Origin of the sequence: Methanofollis tationis (assembly GCF_013377755.1) — an archaeon.
Classification (GTDB): domain Archaea; phylum Halobacteriota; class Methanomicrobia; order Methanomicrobiales; family Methanofollaceae; genus Methanofollis; species Methanofollis tationis.
The window spans coordinates 1,869,426-1,892,430 of record NZ_JABXWR010000001.1 but is presented as its reverse complement, the minus strand read 5'-3'; the positions used below and the strand labels follow the sequence as shown (position 1 = coordinate 1,892,430).

Below are 23,005 nucleotides of genomic sequence, written 5' to 3'. Positions count from 1 at the left end.
TATAACCTCTTGTCTCAGAAGGGGAGACCCGGAAGAGAGAAGATCCCGAGCATCCTGATGCCGATATAGCCGGTGAGCAGCACGAACGCCGCCCTGAGGGCTGCCGGCGGCAGGCGGTGGGCCGTAGCAACGCCGAAGCGAGCGGCCGGGATAGAGACCGCAACAATCACCGCAGCCTGCACAAGGCCCACATAGCCGACAGTGCCGGGAGGCAGTCCCGAAACCCCGATGCCGGCGATCATATACGAGAGGGTTCCCGCGGTGGCGGCGAAGATCATCACCACCGTCGAGGTGGCAACGGCGCGGAGCATCCCGAAGCGCAGGACCGCCGTAAGGATCGGGATCAGGATGACACCGCCGCCGATGCCGGCCATCCCGGAGACGACGCCGACCGGAAGGCCCCAGAGCAGGTACCGGCTGCCTTCAATCTCAGGGACATCCTCTCCTGCGTCCGTCTGCGGGAGAAGGACGCGGAGGCCTGCAGCGAGCACGACAAGACCGAAGAAGATCTTGACCATTTCCGCGGGGAGATAGACGGCGAGAACGGCACCGGCGACGCCACCGGCCGCAGCCGAGATCCCGAGGAGATAGCCGGCCCGCCAGACGAGAGAGCCGCGCTGGCGATGGGCAAGAGCGCCGGAGAGCGCCGTCGGGATGATCGCAACAAGGCTTGTCCCGAGGGCGAGGCGCAGGGCGATCTCTTCGGGCAGGCCCATTGCCACAAAGAGCCACAGCAGGATCGGGACCATAATAAATCCGCCGCCGACGCCAAGAAGGCCGGAGAGTAACCCCACAAGCAGCCCGGTGAAGATCAGCGTGAGAAGAAGGGCAGTCCAGATCATAGAATCACAGGATCATCTGATCCTTTCATACGATAGAGGTTTTCTGATGGGTATGTCTGAGAACCGCACCGGAAGAGAGGATCGTGCGCGGAGATCAAAAAAGATGTCCGATGTCTGGAAACGCCTTCAGAGCGTGAACACCGCGTTAAGCCCCGGAGAAAAAATCAGCCAGACCGGAGATCTTCAGCCATCAGGATAGAGGATTCACCGATATTTCAGGGACAAAAAGAAGTTTCACAGAAATTAATCAGGAATTGAAAGAATACATGGAATTGTCGCCCCCGAAAAGATCCATTATCCTAAATTGGCTATTATAGCCGCCACTATATTTAAAGATTTCTTTGTCACTCCAACGACCACACCGGACCAGGAAACAGAATAACCAGTTCCATCGGAGAAAAAATGGATTCAACTGCATGGGATGTCCCGGAAACCGTGGAAAGGGCTAAAAAGAATCAGTAAGATTTTAGGATTCAGAACCCATATACCCCACAGAATATACAATACATTTATATATTAAATCTGTAATAGAGAGCATTGCCCCTGAGGGGAGATGAATTGTGAACATGGGGGGACACAATTCAACAGCTATGACGGGGCACTTAACAGGTACGAAGAGAAGTACAGGCCACCGTTCCTGCCATGCCATCCCATGAACGGGACGGAGCGCGTATGGTTGAACACTCGCGCCCCTACGGCTTGGCGAACGGTCAAACATGCTGGTTGCCGGAGTTCATCACAGCGCCGCCCGTCACGGCGACGCACGATCTCAGCAGGAAGAGGATCTTTTCAGGCACCCTCTGCCCTGCTGGCAGGAAAAGGATACGGTCCGTTCTGGGGGGGCATGGACCGCAACCCATTCCTGCCTCTGCCCAACCTCACCTGACTTCATTTTTTGATGCCAGCTGCCTTTCAGCCCGTGCAATCAACACGTTCTTTCCATCTTCAGGCCAGATTCATCTGCTCTGTGAGCGCCCGCTCAGGTCCTGACAGTCACCTTCATTTCTTCTGCGACCTCAACCTCAACACCTCGTCCTTTCCCTCAACCTTTAACACAAAAGTACCGTGGCAGGGCTTGGTGTACGGGAAGATCACAGAGTCCCCATCGACGCCGATGGGGATGGGCGGCACCCCGATCAGTGCGAGATCGAAGATCCTGTAGCCGGGCATCACATCGTAAAACTCGCGGTAATTTTTTCGGATATAATCCCTGTACTCCCTGAAACTGCAGTTTCGCAGGAGCACCTCATACTTCAGCGCCTCTACGCACCCCATCCTGTCACCTCCGCAATCGCGGCCTTCAGCGGACCGGCCTTATGGGCGGTCCTGACCGTCACCTTCTCGCACGGGAAGTCGATCAGCGCGGAGAGACTCTCCGCATCTTTCCCGAAGACCACGGCGATCACCTTCCCGCTGGAGATGGCGCTGATCGTCCCGGCAAAACTGACGCCGCTCTCTACATGGACCAGCACGAACGAGACAGCAAAGTCCCGCTCATTTGCAGCCATCGCCTCAATGCAGCGGTCCAGATCGATCATCTCGCCCACATACCGCCTTTCGGGGTCGGCCATCGCCACAAGCGCCCGTGCAGACGGGTTTCCCGTGATAACCGGCTTTTTACCCGCCGTTTTAAGAGCGTGCGCAAGGTGGATCGCAAGACTCACCTGTGCCGGCGCCTCAGGACACCCGAGGACGATCAGCCCTTCATCTTCCTTCCCTGACATATCCCGAATCACCGCATATTTTTCCTTCACCAAAGGGAGCGATCCCCTCCACCCGTTCAGGGCAGGTATAAACCGTGAACCGATCGCCGCGCGAGAAACAGATCAGGGTGATCCCGGCTTCTTCGGCCGTTTTGATCCCCTGATCGGTCGAGGCCGCCCTGGAGATGATCACCGGGATGCCGGCACTCGCGGCCTTGGCCACCATGCCGGCCGGCTGCCGCCCGGTACAGCCGATCACACAGCGGGAGCGGTCGAGCCCTGCAAGCACGGCATGCCCGATCACCTTGTCAACGGTATTGTGTCTGCCGATATCACAGGCCTTTGCCTCAAGAAACCCATCATAGAAGAGGACAGAGCAATGCAGACCCCCGGTCTTTCTCCAGTCCTCAGACTCGATGGCAGCGGTCATCCGGTAGACATCGTCGATGGTGATCCGCGGTCCGGCCCCGAGACGCGGAACCTGCCGCAGATAGGCCGTCCCACCCGAGGTCTCAAGCACCCGTTCACCGCCGGGTTTCACCCCGGCACTGACGCGAATTTCGTTGCCTTCAGCCTCGACACTCTCTACTCTGTCTGCAAGACCCTCAGAGACGATAAACCCTGCCCCGAGTTCCCTGAGCTGCTCGGCCGATGCCACCATCGCCGTGATCTCCTCGCCGTTGACCACAAGATGGAACCTGCTCTCGATACAGACCTCGTCCACAATTTCGCGCGGCACGCCCCCCTTTACCTGAATACCTCTGTATGTATAGAGATCCATGGTGTCCCCCTCCTCATCGGCGCCACAATGGCGGCTTTGGCACATTCCGAACTCTTATATTATTTCGCATTAACAATTGTTAATCAGCACTCTCTCAATTTATGGATTGTGATACCATGAAACTCCCCTGCGAAACCGGCGTCTGGATCATTCTGCCCTGCATCCGTGCGTGCCTTGTTCAGGAACTGACGGCAAAGGGTCTCTCCCAGAAAAAAGTATCGGTGATGCTCGGGATTACACCGGCGTCAGTCTCCCAGTATACCTCAAAAAAACGGGGATGTACGATCGAACTGGGCACCGAGGTGATCACCTCCATCCAGCACCTCGCAGACGATCTCATCGCCGATAATGTCGAGCACATGGGACTACGAATGTGCGATATCTGCATGCAGGTCCGATCTCTGGGAGTTCTCAACGAGGGAGAAGACGACCCCTGCATCAGAGATCTGGTCTGCAACCTCTCCCCGCCAGAGAGCAGGCACCACGCCACCTGACGGCGATGACCCGGGGCCCTCCGGCCCTGCAAATACAGGAAATATCCCTCTTTTCCGGCAGGGTGCGAACGTAATTTATTCTTGTCCTGCAATACCTAGAGCGATGTACTCGCAGAGACTGGAGAATCTGCCACCCTACCTTTTTGCCAGAATAGACGCATTGAAAGGCCAGAAAAGGAGGGAGGGCGTCGACGTTATCGATCTCGGTGTCGGGGACCCGGACCTGCCGACACCCGACCACATCGTCGAGGCAATGATCAGGGCCGTAAAAGACCCGAAAAACCACCACTATCCGGCCTACGAGGGGATAGCCGCCTACCGCGACGCCGTGGCGGCGTGGTACGACAACCGTTTCTCGGTCCCCCTCGACCCGGCATCAGAGGTCGTCGCCCTGATGGGCTCGAAGGACGGCATCGCACATATCCCGGAGGCGTTTGTAAACCCGGGCGACTATGTCCTCGTCCCCGATCCCGGATACCCGGTCTATAAAACCTCAACGCTCTTTGCCGAAGGAAAAGTTCACCTGATGCCCCTTCTTGAGGAGAACAACTTCCTCCCGGTGCTCGAGGATATCCCGGCAGAGGTGCTCGAACGGGCGAAACTCCTCTTCTTCAACTACCCGAACAACCCGACGGCGGCGATTGCGCCCGAACGCTTCTTCGACGAGGTTGTGGAGTTTGCACGCGAGCACGACCTCGTCGTCGTGCACGACAACGCCTACTCCGAGATCACCTTCGACGGATACCGGGCTCCCTCGTTCCTCCAGGCAGACGGGGCAAAGGAGGTCGGCGTGGAGATGCACTCGCTCTCGAAGACCTACAACATGACCGGATGGCGGATCGGGATGGCCGTCGGCAATCCCGAGATCCTCTCCGGCCTTGGCCGCGTAAAGTCCAACGTGGACTCGGGCGTCTTCGACGCAGTTCAGGAGGCGGGGATCGCTGCCCTCACCGGCCCGCAGCAGTGTGTCGCCGACGCCTGCGCCATCTACCAGGAGCGGCGCGACGTCCTGGTGAAAGGGCTTTCCGAACTCGGCTACGATGTCAGGGCGCCGAAGGCAACCTTCTACGTCTGGATGCCGGTCGAAGACTGCATGACCACGGCGACGCAGTTCCTGAACGAGGCCGGGATCGTCGTGACGCCAGGCGTCGGGTTCGGCGAGAGCGGCGACGGCTACGTCAGGTTTGCGGTCACCCGATCGGTGGAGCGGATCGAAGAGGCGATCGAGCGGATCGGGAGGCTTCGCCGATGAAACTCCCATCTCACCTGAGCATCGAAAACAGCCGCCTCCACATCGGCGGCCACGACTGCACCGCCCTTGCAGAGACCTACGGCACGCCGCTGTACGTCACCGACCTCGACCGGATCGCCGGGAACTTCAGGCGGTTCCGTGCCGCCCTCACCGCGTATTACCCCGAGACACAGGTGCTCTTTGCGGCGAAAGCAAACGGGAACCTGACCGTGATCAGGACGCTTGCGGCTGAAGGGGCTGGAGCAGACGTCTTCTCCTCAGGAGAACTCGAACTCGCCCTGCGCGCCGGCATGAAGCCCGAACGCCTGCTCTTTAACGGGAGCTCGAAGAGCCCGGCAGACCTTGCCCTCGCCGTGGAAACCGGGGTGCGTGTCTCGGTCGACTCCATCGAAGAACTCAGGCAGCTCAATGCCGTAGCGGCAGAGGCAGGCAGGACGGCCGCGATCGCCTTCCGGGTGAACCCGGCCCTCGAGGTGCCGACCCATCCGAAGATCGCCACCGGCCTGAAGACGAGCAAGTTCGGCATCCCTGCAGAGGAGATCGTCGCCGCCTACGCCGAGGCCCTTGCCGCCGAGCATATCGAACCGGTCGGCATCCACTGCCACATCGGCTCGCAGATCCTGGAAGTCGATCCCTTTGCCCGCGCCGCCGGGGTGATGGTCAGAGTAGCCCGCGAGATCACCGACATCGGCGTCAACCTCGAGTTCATCGATATTGGCGGCGGCCTCGGGATCCCGTACCACCACGACACCGATCCGGCCCCGACGCCCGAGGAGTATGCGACCGCCGTCATGCCGGTCTTCCTGCAGGGGATCAGGGAGTGCGGGATCGATCCGGCACTCTGGGTGGAGCCCGGCCGCTGGCTTGTCGGGGACTCGTCTGTCCTGCTCGTCGGCGTGAACTCGGTGAAGCGCGCCCACCGAACCTTTGTCAACGTCGACGCCGGCTTCAACCTCCTGGTGAGACCGGCGATGTACGACTCCTACCATGAGGTGGTCGTCGCAGACCGGGCCGATGCAGCCGCCGACGGTACCTACACGGTGGCCGGCCCGATCTGCGAGACCGGCGACCTGCTGGCGCAGGACCGGGAACTCCCGGCCCCGCATGCAGGCGACACCATCGCTGTCCTCGATGCCGGGGCGTACGGTTTTGCGATGTCCTCGCAGTACAACAGCCGCCCGCGCTGTGCCGAAGTGGCGGTGAGCGGCGGGAAACATGCCATTATGCGCCGCGCTGAGCGCCTCGACGACGTCACCGCCACGATGGAGACGCCGGACTGGACCGCGTGATCTGCCGTGCAGTTTCACTATGCCCTCGTCGACGATCTCATCAGCCGCGATGAGTTCGAGCGGCGCGTCCAGGAACGGATAGACGGATCCGGGGGGCTGCTCGACGAAGATGCCGCCGCCCTCCTGGTCGTCGGCGACTGCGGGAGGCAGCACCTCCAGGTCAGGGATCTCGGGCCCGGCCCGACACTGCTCTCGTTTTTCGGCAGGGTGCTCTCAGTCGGCGAACCGACCACCTTTGCTCGACAGGACGGCGAGGAGGGGCGGCGGGCCTCCCTTCTCCTCGGCGATGCCACCGGAAGGGTCGAAGTCGTGCTCTGGGACGATCAGGCCGAAGCCGTGGCCGAGATCGAGGTCGGCGAGGTGCTCGAAGTGATCGGGAGGCGCTCGCAGCGTGGAGGCCCGAGCCTCTCGGCCCTTGCCCTGCGCAAATCCAGGGTGAGCATCGAGTGCCCGATGGAGACGGAGCGGCGATGCGCCGATCCGGTTGGCACCGGCGATCTGACAGTACGGATCCTTGCCATCGATGAGCCGAAGGGCTTCACCCGCAGGGACGGGAGCGAAGGAATGCGGACCTCCGCCCTTGTCGGCGACGCCACCGGGACAGCGCGGCTCGTCTGCTGGGAGCCCGCACTGCTCCAGGGATATTGTGCAGGGGCAAGCGTGCGGATCGGCGGCGCCCGCACCACCTCGCGCGGCAGGGGCGTCGAGTTCTCCCTGGACGAGAAGGGGACGGTGGCGCCGGCGGATGAGGCGGTGGAGGTCAGGTTCGCCGCAGCCGCCGGGGTGAAGGCTGGAGATACCGTATCGCTCAGAGGCAGAATCGTCGATCCCGGACGGCCACGGGGTTTTACGACACGGGACGGCGGGCGGTCATGGGTCAGAAACCTCGACATGGCCGACGATTCAGGGACAATCAGACTTGTGCTGTGGGGGGAGCACGCCCTCGCCGCGCTTGCGGCAGACGAAGAGATCACCGTGTACCATGCCCTGGCAAAGGAGGGGCGTTCGGGGGCGATCGAGGTTTCGGTCGGGGCGGGAAGCCATCTTGTCCTCCCACAGCCTGACTGCAGCGACATATCCTTCGAAGGGACAATTGTCCCCTCCGCCCTCGGTCCGACGATCGACAACGGCACCGAGGCTTTTATCCTCGCCCGCGATCTCCTCCCGGGATCCGAAGTGCGGTTAGAAGGGAGGCGTTCAGGCACGCAGATCACTCCCTACACCATTGAAACCGTTGAGATCAGCAGGGAGTTCCTTGAGTGGAGGCTGGAGGCGCTCCTCCAGCGCCTTGAACACGCTGAAAACAGTTTCTAAACGCAGCAGGGGAGAGGAACGCGCGGAATTACACTTTCACCCCGCGCACGGAAAGAATGGATATGTCCATGGCGAAAATGCTATCTGTGCCCGGTGCCCACAATCGCGTGTCGCATTTCTGGGCCCCGCACCTCTTTCCACCGGGGTGTGACCACAGATTCATGGAGTGAGGTAAAAATATGCCATCAGGTTCACTAGATCTCGAAGATCTCCCAGGCGTTGGGCCGACCACTGCCGAAAAACTCAGGGAAGCCGGATATGCCACCGTCGAGAGCATCGCCACGGCCTCTCCAGCCGATCTTGCCGAAGCAGCCGAGATCGGAGAATCAAGTGCCAAGAAGATCATCAAGGCGGCACGGGAGATCGCCGACATTGGCGGGTTCAAAACGGGCATTGCCGTTCTTGAGGACAGAAAAGAAGTAAAAAAACTCCATACTCTCGTTCCAGAGTTCGACGCACTTCTGGGAGGCGGCATAGAGACGAAATCCATCACTGAGGTCTACGGCGAGTTCGGTTCGGGTAAAAGCCAGATCTCGCACCAGATGGCGGTCAACTGCCAGATCCCCGAAGAATTCGGCGGTCTCAACGGGTCGTGTATCTATATTGACACCGAAAACACCTTCCGCCCCGAACGTATCGAACAGATGGTGGAAGGGCTCGACATCCCCGGCTACGAGGCCCCGCCGTTCACCGAATTCCTGGAAAGGATCCATGTGGCGAAAGGCTACACCTCAGACCACCAGATGCTCCTCCTCGAAAGCGCCCGTGACCTTGCAACAGAAATGAAGGAGAGCGAACACCCGGTCAGACTGATCATCGTCGACTCGCTCACCGCCCACTTCAGGGCCGAATATGCGGGTCGGGGCACGCTCTCGGTGCGCCAGCAAAAGTTGAACCGGCACATGTACGACCTGGCAAAGATCGCAGAAGAGTTCAATGCCGTGGCCCTCGTCACAAACCAGGTCCAGTCAAACCCCGGCGTCTTCTTCGGCGACCCGACAAAGCCTATCGGCGGCAATATCGTCGGGCATGCGGCGAAGTTCAGGCTGTACCTCCGCAAGAGCAAGGGCGGACGCCGGATCGCAAAACTCGTCGACAGTCCGAACCTGCCCGACGGCGAGGCAGCGTTCGTGGTTGAGATGAGCGGGCTCAAGCCCTGAGGGAGATGGTCAGGTGCTCAAGGCGATCGTAACAGATCTGGACGGGACATTGACCGACGAGAGGCGGCGGATCTCCACCGCCGCCATCGAGGCGATACGGGACCTCGTGGACGCCGGCGTCCCCGTCGTGATCGCCAGCGGCAACACCGTCTGCTCCCTCGACATCCTCTGCAAGATGATCGGTACCGACGGCACCGTTATCTGTGAGAACGGCGGAGTTTACCGATTCAGGTTTGACGGTCAGATCCAGATCACCGGCCGCCAGCCGATCTGCTGGGACGCCTATCACCGGATCGAGGAGCATTTTGCCGCGAAGGGGGAGCGCCTCACCCTCTACTCCCCTGAGAACCGCTTCGCCGATGTGGCCTTTGCACGGAGCGTCGACCCCGCCGAAACGGCAGAGGTGATCGCGGATATGCCGGTCAGGGTCATCGATACCGGGTTCGCCATCCATCTGCAATATGAGGGAGTCTCGAAAGGGACGGCCCTTTCCGATCTCGCTGCGCTGATGGGCATCTCGACCGACGAGATGCTTGCCGTCGGCGACTCAGGAAACGACACCGAGATGATCAGGCGCGCCGGGATCGGGGCGGCGGTGGGCAATGCCACAGAAGAGATGCGCGATGCGGCAGACTATGTATCGAAAAATAAGTATGGGAACGGATTTGTTGAAATTATCCAGAAATATCGGCCTTATTTTTTTGAGCGGTAACGATCGACCACGATATAGTCGCGCGCATCCTTGACCGCTTCGAAGGGGATCAGCATCTGGTCGCCGTCCATCCGATAACCTGACGTGTCAAAAGAGGCCTCCGGTTTGACAAGGAGGTCGATCACCTCTCCTGTGTCGAGGTCGACCATCAGGTTCTTGATCTGGCCGATAATCATCCCGTCATTGCTCATCACCCGCTTGCGCGCAAGGCTCCGCGAGAAGATCTTACTCATAGTCACTCAGTGCGCTTCCTCGATATATAAAATTGTTGAAAAGAAGGAGAATTTGGTATCCCGCCAATTTAAAGCGGGTGTTCACTTAAGGATCTCATTTGCCATCTTGATATCGACGGCCTTCACGGTCTTGCGCCCGGCATGACGCGTGAGTTTAATCGCTTCTTTTGCCATCGCGGTCCCATACGCTTCCATAAGAACAGCAAGAGCCTCGCTTCCGTCGGCGCTCACCCTCTCAGCGCCGGCATTTTTAATAATCCTGCCAACAGGTGCAATCGGTAGTTCGCCCATTTTCAATCACCTCTCCTGTCAATCATGACCCATACCGGGACAGAGGATTGAAAGAACACATTTGTAGATAGAGATACCCCTATTTATATTTGTGGGTGCCCAGATCAGCGTACGGCCGGTTATGGTACCCCTTATAGCGCGGGGAAGACACCAATGATGTCGGACTGCGTAATGATTCCGACAGGTTTGCCGTCATCGACAACGATCAGCCGTCCGATCTCCCTCTCCTTAAAACGCCGGATAACCTCGTAGAGATGAGTTTCGGCGTCTGCTTCGATTACATCCGAGGTCATCGCCTCGCTGACCGGGGTGGTGGACGGAAACCCTTTTGCATAGGCTTTCGCAAGATCCGTGAGGGTGACGATGCCAAGGAGCCTCTCCCCGTCCATGACGGGTGCTCCATGGATACGGCTTCTGGCAAAGAGGTGGGTTGCCTCCTTGAGGGTGGTACCCGGCAGGAGGGAGATGAGAGGGGCGCTCATATAATGCCTGATCGATTTCTTGGGGAGCGAGATCATCTCGCTGATCGAGATGAGAAGAGAACTCTTCACCTCGTCCTTGCCGAATACTTCGCCCCTGAGGAGAAGTTTGTTCACCGGCGTGGGTCCGATGGTGACCTCATCCCCGATCTCAAAGATCTTCACGCTCCCGATGATCCTGATCAGGGCATGGCAGATATCGGGATGGCAGAGCGTGGTGAAATCGATCTCTGAAACATTTGCCCCTTCAACCTCCTCATCATTCCGGGAGATCGTCACATGAGAGCCCTGATCGTAATCGGCGACATGCAATTCCCGGTAAGCCTTCTCCGAGGGGTTGTAACCGCCTTTCGGACCGGGAACACCGTCGACGAGTTCGAGGGCCTTAAGCGACTGCATCTGATTCCGGACCGTCCCCGGATTGCGTTTGAGCACATCCGCGATCTCCTCACCCTTGATCGCGCGGGAGTGCCGGTGATAGAGGGTGATGAGAGTGATGAGTATCTCTTTCTGGATGAGGGACAAATCCATAGTAGAGAATCTTATGAACCTCTATAAATATCAGGGTTGTGGGTGCTGTGGAGTTTGAGCGGATTCCAACCGTACCAACGGCAGATGAAGTGCTGGACAGAAGTTTCCGGCGGGCCGCAGCGAAGATGCGGCTGAAGGCCAACAAAAACAGAGCAAACGAGGATTTCGTCAAAGCGGTCTCAAGCGCCGTGCACGATCGCCTTGTCCACGTCATCCAGTCCTTTCCGATCTTCGAAGACCAGACACCCTTTTATCGGGACACCGTCGAGGCCCTCTTCGGGATCGAACGGCTGAAAATGGCCCTGGGCAACGTAGGCTGGGCGGCAATGCACACCAAGAGAATGGGTTTTGAGCACGGCGGAAAGAGGATCCGGTGGGCCGAGGACACCGCTGCCATGCGGAAGAAAGCCGTGGCAAGGATCGCCTCGATCGTCCACCAGGTCGACAAAGATCTCCGGTTCCTCAACGACGTGCGCAACGTGCTGCGAAAACTCCCCGAGGTCAAGGACGACGAGTTCACGGTGGTGATCGCGGGCTACCCGAACGTCGGCAAGTCATCGTTCATCAAGCTTGTCTCCTCTGCCGAGCCTGAAGTGGCATGCTATCCCTTCACCACGAAGGGGGTGATCCTCGGCCACCGTTACATGGGGCGCAAGAGAATCCAGTTCCTGGACACGCCCGGACTTCTGGACCGGCCTGAAGAGGAGCGAAACGCCATCGAAGAGCAGGCGATCTCGGCCGTCGTCAATTCGGCCCATCTGATCCTTTTTATCCTGGACCCGAGCGAGTACTGCGGGTATCCGATCGAGGACCAGTACCGTCTCCTCGAAACGGTCAGGGCGATGGTGAGCGTCCCGGTGATCGTCGTCTCGAACAAGGCTGACATCAAAGGCGGGGACGGTCTTTCGATGTCGACGGCGACCGGCGAAGGGGTGGATGAGGTCCTCGCCCTGATCCTCTCACAGTATCGCGAGCCAGCCCCAGCTCCCGCTAAGGACGCAGCCGGCGAGGAAGCCGAGGATGGCGCCGCCGTTGAGAGGTGGGAGACCGGCCTGTGGTCTTCCGGAGAGGACGAAATGGATGAGGAGGACCATCCCGAGGATTGAGCCGGCCATCGCACCGAGTGCCGGTACCGAGAGGAGCCAGACCTTTGCCCCGGGCAGAAAGACCTGCGCCGAGACGACGAGGATGGAGGGCATGATCAGATCTCCCATGCCCATGATGAAGGCTCCCCGTTCCTCTTTCTCTTTTGAAATCTCCACGCCTTCGGTTCTGAACGAGTAATCCCTCCGTTTCGGGATCACAAAGAGGATCGGCGTTTTGAGGTCCATGATCCCCTCGGCAAGGGCGATCATATGCCCGGTCTTGTAGACCGAGATGGCATCATAGACGGCGAGCATCACCAGGAGGAGGATCACCGGCAGGACCGAGAGGGAGATACCAAAGATCGAGGCGACCCCGCCTGCGATCAGGAGGCCAAGACCGTCGATGACGTACCACTCGGGGTACAGGAAGAGAAGAGCGGTCGCAAGGACGGCGACGGCGAAAGCTGCGACCCCAACGGTGAGCGAAAAGCCAAAGAGCAGGGTGGAAAGCGTCCAGAAGACATAGTAGAAGGTGAACAGGATGGACAGGGCGATCAGCCCCAGGATCACCTTCTTCCCCCCCAGTTTAATCAGGGCGAGCATGATGAGGGTGAAGACGAGGAGCATGCCGATGAAGATGAAGGGGTTCGCGACCGAGGTGGGGTCTTCGAAGGCGGCGACGCCGGCCTCCTGCATGGGGAGGGCGAGGAGGATTGCGATCACCTCAACGACGAGGAGCATCGCAGGCATCGCCAGGACGGGTGTGTTATTCCTGATATCCATTTCAAACCTCTTCTGATATCGTTAGATTAATTAATGGTTCCTTATCATCTAAAAGCATGGAGATCCGTGAAGTCCTTGTGGACGTAGTTCTCACCATTATTCTTGTCGTCTCTACCCTCACCCTGGTCTGGCGGGTATGGCAGGATCTTACCATGGCAGTGGCGACAACCCTGATGATGCTCTCCCTTGGCGGGCTGTTTCTCTCGCTCAATTACAAGATCCAGCAGCTCGACGCAAGCGTCGTTGCACGGGAGCGCACCATGCGGGTGAATCTGGAGGAAATTTCCAGGACAATGGCACAGAAATATGACAATACGGTCCAGCACATCGATGCGACGGTGAACGATATCACCCGCAGGATGTACCGGTAAACCTCTTTTTGATCGTCTATGGGTGTCGCACTCAGGGAGATCCTCGGCGAATACCGGGAGGAGGTGGAGCTTGAAGAGCTGCGCGGCACCGTTGCGGTGGACGCCTTCAACGCCCTGTACCAGTTCCTCACGATCATCAGGCAGCCTGACGGCACGCCGCTGATGGACGGCGAGGGCCGGGTCACCTCGCACCTCTCAGGGATCTTTTTCCGGAACCTGAACTTTCTCGAAAAGGGGATCCGTCCGGCGTATATCTTCGACGGCGCCCCACCGGACTTAAAGACAGAGACGGTCGCCAGGCGCCGGGGGGTGAGAGAGGCCGCCGGGGAGCGGTGGAAGGAGGCGGTCGAACGGGGCGATATCGAGGAGGCGTATAAACAGGCGCGCACCTCGGCCCGGATTGACGATGCGATGATCGCATCGTCGAAGCGCCTGCTCGACCTGATGGGGATCCCCTGGATGGTGGCGCCGAGCGAGGGGGAGGCGCAGGCGGCGTTCATGGCACGGCAGGGCGATGTCGGTGCCGCTGCCTCGCAGGACTACGACGCCCTGCTCTTTGGAGCGCCCCGCCTGCTCAGAAACCTCACAGTCTCGGGGAAGCGGAAGGTGCGGGGGCGCTCGGTGACGGTGCGGCCCGAGCGGATCGACCTTGCCGCGGTACTCGCCGGGCTCGGGCTCTCCCTGGAGGAACTTGTCGAGGTCGGCATCCTGATCGGGACCGACTTCAACACCGGGATCAGGGGAGTCGGGGCGAAGACGGCCCTGAAGATCGTCAGGGGCGGGAAGTTCCAGGAGACGATTCGAGAGAGGGCGCCCGATTTCGACCCTGAGCCGGTGCGAGCGTTTTTCTTAAACCCGCCAGTGACCGGGGACTACTGCCTTGACTGGCGGGAGCCGGACAGGGACGGGGTCGTCGCCATGCTCTGTGGTGAGTACGCTTTCTCCGAAGCGCGGGTGGACGCCGGCCTCCAGAAGATCGGAATGAAAACCGGGCAGAAGACGCTTGGAGACTGGTTCTGAACGGAGGCACGGACCCCTTCTTCCGATCATCCTGCCAACCAGGAGAGAGGCAGAACAGTGCACACCCTCTCCAGGTTATTTTCTTGAGACTTTTAGGCTTTGTTGAGAACCTCATACCGAGTTTGACGTATCTCCTGTAATCGCAGGGAGAGAGCGTGGATCCCCCGCCTTCCCCATACTGTCTGCCGGGGGTTTCACCCCATTGGAGCGGATGGGCCCCGGGAAGAGCGAACAGGACGTCCGGGGGGCCATATCCCCGCCTATCCTGGGCGGGGGTCCGGGGGCAGCAGTCCCCGGGTTCAAGAACCCCAGAATAGGATTTCAACCAGAAAGCCGATTTTTAGATAAAACAAGGCTCTTCGCTCCTTTGTGTGGGTAGCCATGACACCTTCATCTGACCCTGCTCAGGCGACCCGGAGAATCATGCACGAAAGAGCGTGATTTTTAGAGGCGGGGAGTATCTCAGGACGAACATCTCGACGGGTTGATCGGCGTGCCGGTTTCTGGGGGCCCGCTGCCCCATAGACCTGCAATTAGGGGGAGAGATGGGAGTGGCCATTCAGGCTCCTGTGCTGCCTTCCCAGTTCAATCGTGTGCGGGGGGGTCCGTGGGTGCAACCCCCGGCCAAGAATGCGGAGAAGGCACGTGATCGACATGCCGGTGCCGGGAGGCCAGTTGCCCTGCCAACCTGCGACAGGGAGAGAAAAGGGCCACGCACGTTGGGATATCGGGGGTTCCTTCCCGGGCCAATCCGCTCCAATGAGGTGCAACCCCCGGCGGGCAACGTTGGGAAGGTAGTTGGATCAGCACACCCGCACCCGGGGGCAGAATATGTCGTCCGGGGCGGATCCTGATAAGGGTACGCCAGAGAATGACCCGGGAGACCATGAGGAAACAACCCGCGCGAAAGATCGATGAGCCTAAAAAAAGTTCGGGATCAGATCCGCCGCCAGATATACGCGATCCTCTGGAGGGCGGTATAGTGGCCGAACACCCCGAAGAAAACGAGGATCCAGCCGAGGTACGGGAGGCCGAAGATCGGCGCCGCCACGATCAGGTCGAGGAGGCCGGCCAGCAGGATGAGAACCAGACGGTCGGCCCTGCCGAGCACGCCTCCGTAGTAGCGACCGACACCGAGGGCCTGTGCCTGCGTCCCCATATAGGAGGACATCAGCACCCCGGTAAGGGCGAAGACCCCGATCTCCCAGGAAGCGGCGCCGCCCGCAAAGATCCCGGTGATCATGACGATATCGGCATAGCGGTCAGAGACATGGTCGATGAAATCGCCGCGGAGGCTTGCGACTTTCAGTTCCCGCGCCAGAGCGCCGTCGATAGCGTCAAACACGGCGTTTATCGCCACGAACAGCACAGCAAGCCCGATCTGCCCCTCGTAGAAGGCGACCCCGGCGGCGAAAGCGGCGACCAGCGCCCCGACCGAGTAGACGTTCGGGGTAATCCTGAGCCTGACCGAGAGGCGGATCGCCGGGTCAAGCAGACCGCCCACATACGGGCGGAAGCGGTCGAGGGTCACAGCCCCTCCATCAGGTATGCCGACCAGTCGAAAGAACCCGAGGACGGCGGGACCGTCCCCCTGATAAAGCCCTCGACCAGGTCCGCAGTCTCTGCAGGAGAGATATCGGTCGTATCGATCTCCAGCACCGTCTCCTGCGGGTGGACCTCCAGCGTCTCGACAAGGATGACGTCGAGGGCCTCGGCATCGGCATTCTCCCGGACCTTCGCCCGGGCATACCCCCGCGCCTGCAGGCGAACTTCCAGGACGTCAGGCCTGCAGCGCAGCACCACGGCGCGGTCCGAAGGGAGGAGATGGGCGAGGTGACCCTCGACGATGCCGTCCACCGGTGCAAAGGAGCGCACCCACGCCTCCTCGTCGACGACACGGGTGTCCCTATCAGGATCGTCACCCAGGACGAAGGGGCCGACTGTTTCGGCCGCACGCACTACCGTCCAGCCCCGGCGCTCGAGTTCCTCAGCCACCGTGCTCTTTCCCGTCCCCGGCGTCCCGGTCACCACCGTCATCATAGTCTGTTGATCTCTTCGAGGAAAATTTCGTTTTCCTGATCTGAACCGATGCTCACCCTGATATAGTGGTCGGCCAGCCCGGAAAAACTTCTGCACGACCGGACGATCACACCTTTTTCAGCGAGCCGAGCCGTCGCTTCGTCCCCGGTCATCGGCGCCACGTCGATGAGGACGAAGTTCGCGTCCGAAGGGGCGACGGAACGATCGATCCCGGCGAAGAAACGCTCCCGCCACAGCCGCACATGGGCAACGGTCCGATCGATGTGCCCGCCCTCGGCCAGCGCTGCCCCGGCCGCCGCAAGGGCGACCGTGTTCACGGAAAAAGGCGTCGCCGCCCGGTTCAGGTACGGCAGCAGGGCGTCGGGAACAAAGGCGTAGCCGAACCTGAGACCGGCCAGGGAGTAGGCCTTCGACATCGTGCGCCCCTCGATCAGGGTGTCGTACTCGTCCATCAGGGGACGGTAGTCGATCCCCGAGAACTCGACATAGGCGTTGTCGAGGAAGAGCAGGCAGTCGATCCCATCCAGGATCTCCCTGACCGCCTCCACAGGAAGGGCGTTGCCGGTCGGATTGTTCGGCGAGCAGAGAAAGGCGATCTTCGCCCCACGGCAGGAATCCACAAAGGAGCCGGTATCGACGGAGAAGTCCGCCTCCCGCGGCGCGGTGACGACCACGCCGCCCTGCGCCTCCGCTGCAAGACCGTAGAACGAAAACGTCGGCGTGGAGACGACGACGCGGTCTCCCGGATCGACGACCGTCCTGACGACAGTCTCAATCACCCCGTCCATCCCGTTCCCGATGATGAAGGAGTAGTCCCCATGGTGCCGCCGCAGGGCATCGATCAGGGCGGCCGGCCGCGCCTCCGGGTAGCGGTTTCCCTCCCGGAGAGCACAAAGACCGGCCTCGACAACCGACGACAGGGGTGGGAAGGGGTTCTCGTTGCTTGCAAGGCGGGCAACGCGGGAGAGACCGCTCAACCGGGCGATCTCTTCCGGGCTCTTTGCAAAGACATAGCCGCCCTCACCGGTATAGGCCTGCCTAACGAAGCGCTTCATTGATGACCCCGACGGCGGTGTCGATCTCCTCATCGGTGATCACAAGGGGTGGCACCAGGCGGAGATTGCCGTCCGCGGCGCAGTTCACCAGAACGCCGTGCTCGGCGCAGTACGCCGCCGCCTCCGCGCACCTTTCACCGACGGTGACGCCGATCATCAGGCCGCAGACCCGCGGGTTATGGGCGGCAAGTCCGGCCCTGAACCGTTCGGCCTTCGCAGGTATGGACGGCAGGATCTCCTCGATCACCCTGACGGTCGCCCGGCCCGCGGCGCAGGCGAGGGGGCCGCCGGCAAAGGTGCTGCCGTGCTCGCTCTTCTTGAACTCAAGCCCCTCGCGGGCGACGAGTGCACCCATGGGGAAACCTGATGCAATCCCCTTTGCCATCGTGATAATATCAGGGGCAACGCTGGTGTGCTGGTAGGCAAACCACCGTCCGGTCCTGCCCATCCCGGTCTGGACCTCATCAGCGATCATCAGTGCGCCTTTCTGATCGCAGATCTCCCTGAGTTCCTCAAAGAAACCCCCGGGTGCGGGCAAAACACCGGCCTCGCCCTGGATCGCCTCCACGAAGACGCCGGCGGTGTCGTCGTCCACTGCCCGCTTCAGCGCCTCCACGTCCCCATAGTCCACAAAAGTGCATTTCGGCTCAAGGGGCTCGAAGGGCTCGCGTATGGCGGGTTTATGGGTGACGGCAAGGGAAGCGAGCGTCCGGCCGTGGAAGCCATGGGTAAACGCCACGAATTTTTTCTTTCCGGTTGCGAGGCGGGCGAGTTTGATCGCGCCCTCGTTCGCCTCGGCGCCGGAGTTCGAGAAGAACGTCTTCCCTCCGGCAAGGCCCGATATCTCGACGATCTTCTCGGCAAACTCGGCCTGGTGGGGGACATAGTAGAGGTTCGAGCAGTGGATCAGGTCGTGCGCCTGGTCGCAGATTGCCTTCACCACGGCCGGGTGGCAGTGGCCGGTGCTGCAGACGGCAATGCCGGCCACACAGTCGATATATTCCCTGCCTTCGGCGTCCCAGACGCGTGCGCCCATCCCGCGCACGATCTTCATGGTGCGGCTGAACGCGGGCATATAATAGCGGGCGTCCAGTGCGCGGTAGTCCTGTGTTAATTCCATCCTGTCATCATCTCGGAATACAATCATTTACTCATATTCAATCGTTGCGGGGGGCTTGGGCGTAACGTCATAGACGACCCGCGAGACCTCTGCGATCTCGGAGGTGATCCGTCCGGCGATCTCACCAAGGACCGTAAACGGCAGTTCGAGGGGATCAGCGGTCATGCCGTCCCTGGAGTTCACCGCCCTGACGGCAACGACCCAGCCGAAACAGCGGATGTCGCCCTTGACGCCGGTGCCCCGCCCGAGAAGGGCGGCAAAGCACTGCCAGGGACGGTAGGCCTCGACAAGTTCCTCCTCGACGATCGCATTCGCCTCGCGCACGACGGCGATCGCCTCGGGCGTCACCTCGCCAAGCACTCTGACCGCAAGCCCCGGACCCGGGAAGGGCATCCGGTGCTGGATCTCCAGCGGCAGCCCGACGCCCCCGGCGACCTCGCGCACCTCGTCTTTGTACAGGTCGCGGAGCGGCTCGATTACCTTCTGGAACATCATGTCGATGGGCATCCCGCCAACATTGTGGTGGCTCTTGATCCCGCCCTCGCTCTCGATCCGGTCAGGATAGATCGTCCCCTGGAGAAGGAACTTCGCCCCGGTCGCCTTCGCCTCCCGCTCGAATATCCTGACGAAACGCTCTCCAATCGCTTTCCGTTTCTCCTCCGGGTCGACGATGCCCTTCAGCGCCGCAAAAAATTCTTCGGCTGCGTTGACCCGTTTTACCCCGATGTCACAGAAGAGTTCGCAGATCCGCTCACTCTCTCCTTTCCGCATCAGCCCGGTGTCGACGTAAATAGGAATGAGATTCTTCCCGATCGCACGGGCCGCAAGCATGGCACAGACCGACGAGTCGACACCGCCCGAAAGGGCGACAACGACCTTCTCGTCGCCTGCCTCGCGCCGGATCTCCTCGATTGCACTCTCGATGAACGCTTCAACTTTTACCATACTGATCACCTCTGGTTCCGCCGGTTCTTGTTCTCCCTGCATGCATTTACAAAGCCGAGATAGGGCGGAGACGGCCGCGTCGGCCGCGACCTGAACTCGGGATGGAACTGGGTCGCAAAGAAGAACGGATGTCCGGATATTTCCAGAATCTCCATCCTGTTACCGTTCTTCCCGGAGAATACGAGACCTGCAGTTTCGAGCTTGCCGATATAATCCGGGTTCACCTCATACCGGTGGCGGTGCCGCTCTGTAATCTCGCCGCTGCCGTACAGGTTCATGGCCATCGTCTCCGGGGCCACCTCGATCGGATAGCCGCCAAGGCGCATCGTGCCGCCGAGGTTGATCACCTCCTCCTGTTCGGGCAGGATGGCGATCACATGCGTTCCCGGTCCGAATTCCTCAGATATTGCGTCCAGGCAACCAAGAACGTCACGGGCGTACTCGACCACCGCCATCTGGAACCCGAGGCAGATCCCGAGGAAGGGGACCTGGTGCTCCCGGGCGTACTGGATCGCCCGGATCTTGCCGGGAATGCCCCTTATCCCGAAGCCGCCCGGGATCAGGACGCCGTCGACCTCGCTGAGATCTTCGGCGTTATAGGTCTCCGCGTCCAGCCACCTGATCTGCACCTCGGTGGAGAGGGCGCGGCCCGCGTGTTTCAGCGCCTCTTTGATGGAGAGATAGACGTCTTCGACCCCGTACTTTGTGACCAGCCCGATCGTCACCCGGCTCGTGTACTCCGCCGTCACTGTCCGGTACCACTCGGTATCCACACCGCGCTTTTCAAGCCCGAGCAGATCGAGAATGACGTTTGCCGCCCCTTCCTTCTCAAGCTCCATCGGCACCTGATAGATGTCCGGGGCATCTGCAGCACTGATCACCGCATTGAGCGGCACGTCGCAGAACTCGGAGATCTTCTTGCGCGAGTGCACCGGCAGGACGCGGTCGCTCCTGCAGACGATCATGTCCGGCCGCAGACCGAGTTCGCGCAGGGCCTTCACCGAGTGCTGGGTCGGCTTCGTCTTGAGGTCGCCCATCGTATCGGCCGGCACCAGGGTCACATGGACAAGCGCGGTGTCGTGCTGGGGGAACTCACCCCGCATCTGCCGCACCGCCTCAAGGAAGGGCATGCTCTCGATGTCGCCGACCGTCCCGCCGACCTCCACGAGGCAGACCTCGGCCTTATGGCCGTTGTTCTCGAACGCCTCCGCAGTCCTCGTGATGCAGCTCTTGATCTCGTCGGTGATATGCGGGATAATCTGGACGGTACTCCCGAGGAAATCGCCCCGCCGCTCTTTTTCTATGACGCTGCGATAGATCTTCCCTGTGGTGATGTTATGAGACCGGGTGAGTTCGATATCGAGAAATCGCTCGTAGTTGCCAAGATCGAGGTCGACCTCGCCGCCGTCGTTGAGGACGAAGACCTCGCCGTGCTGTGCAGGATTCATCGTGCCGGCATCAATGTTGAGATAGGGATCGATCTTGATCGCCGTGACCTGATAACCACGGTTTTTGAGGATCCTTCCCATCGAAGCCGCCGTAATCCCCTTGCCAAGGCCGCTCATTACGCCGCCAGTAACAAATATATACTTCAAAACAATTCCCCGCGGATCATCGTCTGCTGAAATATATCTCACCGGTGGATTATAGTTGTTCGGGAGGGGGTTGGCAGATTGGATAGGGCATCTGTCCAGAACCAGCCATTTCAGGGCATTTACCTGAGCAGGGACCGGCCTCTCCTATCTGCCGGGCTGCAGAACAGCAAAGGACGCTGTTGTCCTGGCCAGCACCCGTCCGTCGTCGCGGGTAACTTCCCCCTCTGCAAAAGCGACAGACCTGCCTTTGCGGATCACGCGGCCGGACGCACAGATCATCCCGTCCTGAACGCCCGAGAGGAACGACGTCGCCTCAGAGATGGTGGCGATACGCTCCCCCTCTCCCAGCACGGTAATGAGAGCAAGGGCCATTGCTTCGTCCACAAGCGCCGTATAGACGCCGCCCTGCAGCCAGCCGTCGCCGTTCAGCATATCGGGCCTCACCTGCATCGACAGAACGGCCGCCCCATCGCCGAAGGAGATCGGCTCAATCCCCATCATGACAAAAAATGGGTTTGCTTTCTGCCCCTTTGCAGATAGTTCCTCCAGATATCCCATACTCAGGTATTTTATCCGGCTCCGGCATAATTGTTGCTTTCTGCAGGAGAAACGCCTTTATGGTCCTGCGTTGTGGAATCTTTCATGGACAACGAGGAAAAAGAGATGCTAAAAGATCTCATCTGGCTCAACGCCGTGATCACAACCGAACTGATCCAGATCACCGAGAACGGTAGTGTTTCAGATCTTCTGTAATTCGTCTGAGCCCTGTCTCCTTGTTTGATCATTCCCCCTCCATCGTCAAATATCTTCTGCCGGTCACCCACTCCTCATTGATGTCCATCAGGATGGATCCTGCCAGCCTGAGGAGTGACTCTTCATTGGGAAAGGCCCCTACAACTTTGGTTCTCCGTTTCAGTTCCTTGTTGACTCTTTCCATCATGTTCGTCGTTCGGATCCGCTTTGCGTGCTCTTTCGGGAACGCCGTGTAACTCATAAGTCCCGGGATGAATCTCTCGATCGTATTGGCCGCTTTCCGATATCCTCGTTCGTTCAGATCGTCTGCAAGCTCCTGCAGTCTCTCCTCGTCCCCATATGCCTCCTTCAAGGACTCAGCAACTTCTTTCTGATGTTTCCGTGGAATATTCTTTAAAACCGCCCGGGTGCAATGGACCGAGCACATCTGCCACGATGCGCCGAGGAAGGTGGCTTCCGCCGCCTTCTGGATCCCGGCATGACCATCTGAGACAACCATCTTGACACCCACCAATCCTCGTTCTTTGAGGTCTTCGAACAATCCCGACCAGAACATCTCATTCTCGCAATCAGTGATTCTGGCTCCCAGGATTTCGCGGTAGCCATCCATTCGAACACCGGCGATCACCAGAAGAGCTTTGGTGATGTAGCGTGGTCCCTCTCTGACTTTGTAGTACGAAGCATCCACAAAGAGATAGGGAATCTCCTGTTCAATAGGCCTCTGAAGGAATGCATGGACCTGTTCATCGAGGTCCTTTGCTATCCTGGATACTGAAGCAGGAGAGAGTTGTTCGATGCCAAAATGAGCAACAATCTCCTGGATCCGGCGGGTTGAGACTCCCTGAAGGTAGGATTCAAAGATAGCATTCTCAAGAGCCTTCTCAACCCGGGAATAGCGTCCAAATACCTGTGTTTCGAAGGGAAATTCTCGGAACTGCGGTTTCTGGAGGATCGTTTCTCCATATCGGGTTTTCAGAGATCGCTTCTTGTAGCCGTTTCGGTGAGCCTTCCGCGCATCGGTTCGTTCATACTGCTCGGCTCCCGCCTGGTGGAGGGCTTCGAGCAGCATCACCTGGTTGAGGAACCAGGTGATGAGGGTCTTCATGCCATTCTCATTATCGGAAAGATAATCTTCGATTAACGCTAAGGGATCCATG

24 protein-coding genes and 1 pseudogene are annotated in these 23,005 nt (G+C 59.7%); 9 read left to right on the top strand and 16 right to left on the bottom strand.

Features of this window, described 5'->3' with window-relative positions; translation table 11 throughout:
- Positions 1-14 precede the first annotated feature (14 nt).
- From HWN36_RS09855 to fdhD, 4 genes are all read right to left on the bottom strand, one after another.
- Entirely contained in the window at positions 15-842 is an 828-nt protein-coding gene (locus HWN36_RS09855) for a sulfite exporter TauE/SafE family protein (RefSeq protein WP_176789176.1), read from the bottom strand.
- A 999-nt stretch (positions 843-1,841) separates the two neighbouring features.
- Positions 1,842-2,117 carry a DUF1894 domain-containing protein gene (locus HWN36_RS09850; RefSeq protein WP_004039746.1) on the bottom strand — a complete coding sequence of 92 codons (276 nt, stop codon included), beginning with the start codon at positions 2,115-2,117 and terminating at the stop codon, positions 1,842-1,844.
- Positions 2,105-2,566, bottom strand: coding sequence for a DUF1890 domain-containing protein (locus HWN36_RS09845; protein ID WP_176789175.1), 462 nt, complete (start codon positions 2,564-2,566; stop codon positions 2,105-2,107). The genes HWN36_RS09850 and HWN36_RS09845 overlap by 13 nt, the downstream gene beginning before the upstream one ends.
- Complete coding sequence (gene fdhD, locus HWN36_RS09840) at positions 2,547-3,326, bottom strand: formate dehydrogenase accessory sulfurtransferase FdhD (RefSeq protein WP_246269896.1); 780 nt, start codon at positions 3,324-3,326, stop codon at positions 2,547-2,549. The genes HWN36_RS09845 and fdhD overlap by 20 nt, the downstream gene beginning before the upstream one ends.
- A gap of 101 nt (positions 3,327-3,427) precedes the next feature.
- Between fdhD and HWN36_RS09835 the strand changes: the two genes are divergently transcribed.
- The 6 genes from HWN36_RS09835 to HWN36_RS09810 all read left to right on the top strand — a co-directional run bounded on the left by HWN36_RS09835 (position 3,428) and on the right by HWN36_RS09810 (position 9,547).
- A complete protein-coding gene (locus tag HWN36_RS09835; protein WP_176789173.1) occupies positions 3,428-3,820 on the top strand; it encodes a transcriptional regulator in 393 nt (130 codons plus the stop codon).
- A gap of 103 nt (positions 3,821-3,923) precedes the next feature.
- Positions 3,924-5,072 (top strand): LL-diaminopimelate aminotransferase, encoded by a 1,149-nt coding sequence (locus tag HWN36_RS09830; protein ID WP_176789172.1) that lies wholly within the window; start codon positions 3,924-3,926, stop codon positions 5,070-5,072.
- Positions 5,069-6,361: a diaminopimelate decarboxylase gene (lysA, locus tag HWN36_RS09825; RefSeq protein WP_176789171.1), complete on the top strand. Its 1,293-nt coding sequence runs from the start codon at positions 5,069-5,071 to the stop codon at positions 6,359-6,361. Before HWN36_RS09830 ends, lysA begins: the two co-directional genes overlap by 4 nt.
- 6 nt (positions 6,362-6,367) lie before the next feature.
- Positions 6,368-7,675: an OB-fold nucleic acid binding domain-containing protein gene (locus tag HWN36_RS09820; RefSeq protein WP_176789170.1), complete on the top strand. Its 1,308-nt coding sequence runs from the start codon at positions 6,368-6,370 to the stop codon at positions 7,673-7,675.
- A 179-nt stretch (positions 7,676-7,854) separates the two neighbouring features.
- A complete protein-coding gene (gene radA, locus HWN36_RS09815) occupies positions 7,855-8,835 on the top strand; it encodes a DNA repair and recombination protein RadA (protein WP_176789169.1) in 981 nt (326 codons plus the stop codon).
- 13 nt (positions 8,836-8,848) lie between these two features.
- Positions 8,849-9,547 (top strand): phosphoglycolate phosphatase, encoded by a 699-nt coding sequence (locus HWN36_RS09810; RefSeq protein ID WP_176789168.1) that lies wholly within the window; start codon positions 8,849-8,851, stop codon positions 9,545-9,547.
- On the opposite strand, the gene HWN36_RS09805 is transcribed toward HWN36_RS09810, so the two are convergent.
- The 3 genes from HWN36_RS09805 to HWN36_RS09795 all read right to left on the bottom strand — a co-directional run bounded on the left by HWN36_RS09805 (position 9,529) and on the right by HWN36_RS09795 (position 11,081).
- Complete coding sequence (locus tag HWN36_RS09805) at positions 9,529-9,780, bottom strand: PRC-barrel domain-containing protein (protein WP_004039762.1); 252 nt, start codon at positions 9,778-9,780, stop codon at positions 9,529-9,531. The two genes, HWN36_RS09810 and HWN36_RS09805, sit on opposite strands and share 19 nt — an antisense overlap.
- An 81-nt stretch (positions 9,781-9,861) precedes the next feature.
- The gene (locus HWN36_RS09800) at positions 9,862-10,071 is read right to left on the bottom strand and encodes a histone family protein (RefSeq protein ID WP_004039764.1); all 210 of its coding nucleotides are present in this window, start codon (positions 10,069-10,071) and stop codon (positions 9,862-9,864) included.
- A gap of 131 nt (positions 10,072-10,202) precedes the next feature.
- A complete protein-coding gene (locus HWN36_RS09795) occupies positions 10,203-11,081 on the bottom strand; it encodes a CBS domain-containing protein (protein ID WP_176789167.1) in 879 nt (292 codons plus the stop codon).
- Positions 11,082-11,128: 47 nt separating this feature from the next.
- Here HWN36_RS09795 and HWN36_RS09790 point away from each other — a divergent pair, with 47 nt between their 5' ends.
- A complete protein-coding gene (locus HWN36_RS09790; protein WP_176789166.1) occupies positions 11,129-12,187 on the top strand; it encodes a GTPase in 1,059 nt (352 codons plus the stop codon).
- Here HWN36_RS09790 and HWN36_RS09785 read toward each other — a convergent pair.
- Positions 12,128-12,862, bottom strand: a pseudogene (locus HWN36_RS09785) (presenilin family intramembrane aspartyl protease PSH); the annotation flags it as partial. The gene HWN36_RS09790 and the pseudogene HWN36_RS09785 overlap by 60 nt on opposite strands.
- 143 nt (positions 12,863-13,005) lie before the next feature.
- Here HWN36_RS09785 and HWN36_RS09780 point away from each other — a divergent pair.
- Both HWN36_RS09780 and fen read left to right on the top strand, forming a co-directional pair.
- The gene (locus tag HWN36_RS09780) at positions 13,006-13,320 is read left to right on the top strand and encodes a hypothetical protein (protein ID WP_176789165.1); all 315 of its coding nucleotides are present in this window, start codon (positions 13,006-13,008) and stop codon (positions 13,318-13,320) included.
- 18 nt (positions 13,321-13,338) lie between these two features.
- Positions 13,339-14,340, top strand: coding sequence for a flap endonuclease-1 (fen, locus tag HWN36_RS09775; protein ID WP_176789164.1), 1,002 nt, complete (start codon positions 13,339-13,341; stop codon positions 14,338-14,340).
- Between the two features lie 937 nt (positions 14,341-15,277).
- Here the strand turns inward: fen and HWN36_RS09770 are convergent.
- The 8 genes from HWN36_RS09770 to HWN36_RS09735 form a co-directional block, all read right to left on the bottom strand.
- On the bottom strand, positions 15,278-15,871 hold the full coding sequence (locus HWN36_RS09770; protein ID WP_176789163.1) for a CDP-alcohol phosphatidyltransferase family protein: 594 nt from the start codon (positions 15,869-15,871) through the stop codon (positions 15,278-15,280).
- Entirely contained in the window at positions 15,868-16,380 is a 513-nt protein-coding gene (locus tag HWN36_RS09765) for an adenylate kinase family protein (protein WP_176789162.1), read from the bottom strand. The genes HWN36_RS09770 and HWN36_RS09765 overlap by 4 nt, the downstream gene beginning before the upstream one ends.
- Positions 16,377-17,435, bottom strand: a complete 1,059-nt coding sequence (gene hisC / locus HWN36_RS09760; RefSeq protein ID WP_176789161.1) for a histidinol-phosphate transaminase — start codon at positions 17,433-17,435, stop codon at positions 16,377-16,379. Before hisC ends, HWN36_RS09765 begins: the two co-directional genes overlap by 4 nt.
- On the bottom strand, positions 17,419-18,555 hold the full coding sequence (locus HWN36_RS09755) for an aspartate aminotransferase family protein (RefSeq protein ID WP_176789160.1): 1,137 nt from the start codon (positions 18,553-18,555) through the stop codon (positions 17,419-17,421). The genes hisC and HWN36_RS09755 overlap by 17 nt, the downstream gene beginning before the upstream one ends.
- Before the next feature lie 27 nt (positions 18,556-18,582).
- A complete protein-coding gene (guaA, locus tag HWN36_RS09750; protein WP_004039784.1) occupies positions 18,583-19,500 on the bottom strand; it encodes a glutamine-hydrolyzing GMP synthase in 918 nt (305 codons plus the stop codon).
- A gap of 5 nt (positions 19,501-19,505) precedes the next feature.
- Positions 19,506-21,095 carry a CTP synthase gene (locus tag HWN36_RS09745; protein ID WP_176789159.1) on the bottom strand — a complete coding sequence of 530 codons (1,590 nt, stop codon included), beginning with the start codon at positions 21,093-21,095 and terminating at the stop codon, positions 19,506-19,508.
- 144 nt (positions 21,096-21,239) lie between these two features.
- Positions 21,240-21,653 (bottom strand): PaaI family thioesterase, encoded by a 414-nt coding sequence (locus HWN36_RS09740; RefSeq protein ID WP_176789158.1) that lies wholly within the window; start codon positions 21,651-21,653, stop codon positions 21,240-21,242.
- Positions 21,654-21,876: 223 nt separating this feature from the next.
- Positions 21,877-23,004: an IS256 family transposase gene (locus tag HWN36_RS09735; protein ID WP_176787296.1), complete on the bottom strand. Its 1,128-nt coding sequence runs from the start codon at positions 23,002-23,004 to the stop codon at positions 21,877-21,879.
- Between the last annotated feature and the right edge of the window lies 1 nt (position 23,005).

Coding starts and splice junctions, on each gene's coding strand:
- HWN36_RS09765 (WP_176789162.1), bottom strand. CDS start 16,380: ATGATGACGGTGGTGACCGGGACGCCGGGGACGGGAAAGAGCACGGTG.
- fen (WP_176789164.1), top strand. CDS start 13,339: ATGGGTGTCGCACTCAGGGAGATCCTCGGCGAATACCGGGAGGAGGTG.
- guaA (WP_004039784.1), bottom strand. CDS start 19,500: ATGGTAAAAGTTGAAGCGTTCATCGAGAGTGCAATCGAGGAGATCCGG.
- HWN36_RS09845 (WP_176789175.1), bottom strand. CDS start 2,566: ATGTCAGGGAAGGAAGATGAAGGGCTGATCGTCCTCGGGTGTCCTGAG.
- HWN36_RS09835 (WP_176789173.1), top strand. CDS start 3,428: ATGGATTGTGATACCATGAAACTCCCCTGCGAAACCGGCGTCTGGATC.
- HWN36_RS09805 (WP_004039762.1), bottom strand. CDS start 9,780: ATGAGTAAGATCTTCTCGCGGAGCCTTGCGCGCAAGCGGGTGATGAGC.
- HWN36_RS09800 (WP_004039764.1), bottom strand. CDS start 10,071: ATGGGCGAACTACCGATTGCACCTGTTGGCAGGATTATTAAAAATGCC.
- HWN36_RS09780 (WP_176789165.1), top strand. CDS start 13,006: ATGGAGATCCGTGAAGTCCTTGTGGACGTAGTTCTCACCATTATTCTT.
- HWN36_RS09735 (WP_176787296.1), bottom strand. CDS start 23,004: ATGGATCCCTTAGCGTTAATCGAAGATTATCTTTCCGATAATGAGAAT.
- radA (WP_176789169.1), top strand. CDS start 7,855: ATGCCATCAGGTTCACTAGATCTCGAAGATCTCCCAGGCGTTGGGCCG.
- HWN36_RS09795 (WP_176789167.1), bottom strand. CDS start 11,081: ATGGATTTGTCCCTCATCCAGAAAGAGATACTCATCACTCTCATCACC.
- hisC (WP_176789161.1), bottom strand. CDS start 17,435: ATGAAGCGCTTCGTTAGGCAGGCCTATACCGGTGAGGGCGGCTATGTC.
- lysA (WP_176789171.1), top strand. CDS start 5,069: ATGAAACTCCCATCTCACCTGAGCATCGAAAACAGCCGCCTCCACATC.
- HWN36_RS09755 (WP_176789160.1), bottom strand. CDS start 18,555: ATGGAATTAACACAGGACTACCGCGCACTGGACGCCCGCTATTATATG.
- HWN36_RS09740 (WP_176789158.1), bottom strand. CDS start 21,653: ATGGGATATCTGGAGGAACTATCTGCAAAGGGGCAGAAAGCAAACCCA.
- fdhD (WP_246269896.1), bottom strand. CDS start 3,326: ATGGATCTCTATACATACAGAGGTATTCAGGTAAAGGGGGGCGTGCCG.
- HWN36_RS09830 (WP_176789172.1), top strand. CDS start 3,924: ATGTACTCGCAGAGACTGGAGAATCTGCCACCCTACCTTTTTGCCAGA.
- HWN36_RS09855 (WP_176789176.1), bottom strand. CDS start 842: ATGATCTGGACTGCCCTTCTTCTCACGCTGATCTTCACCGGGCTGCTT.
- HWN36_RS09850 (WP_004039746.1), bottom strand. CDS start 2,117: ATGGGGTGCGTAGAGGCGCTGAAGTATGAGGTGCTCCTGCGAAACTGC.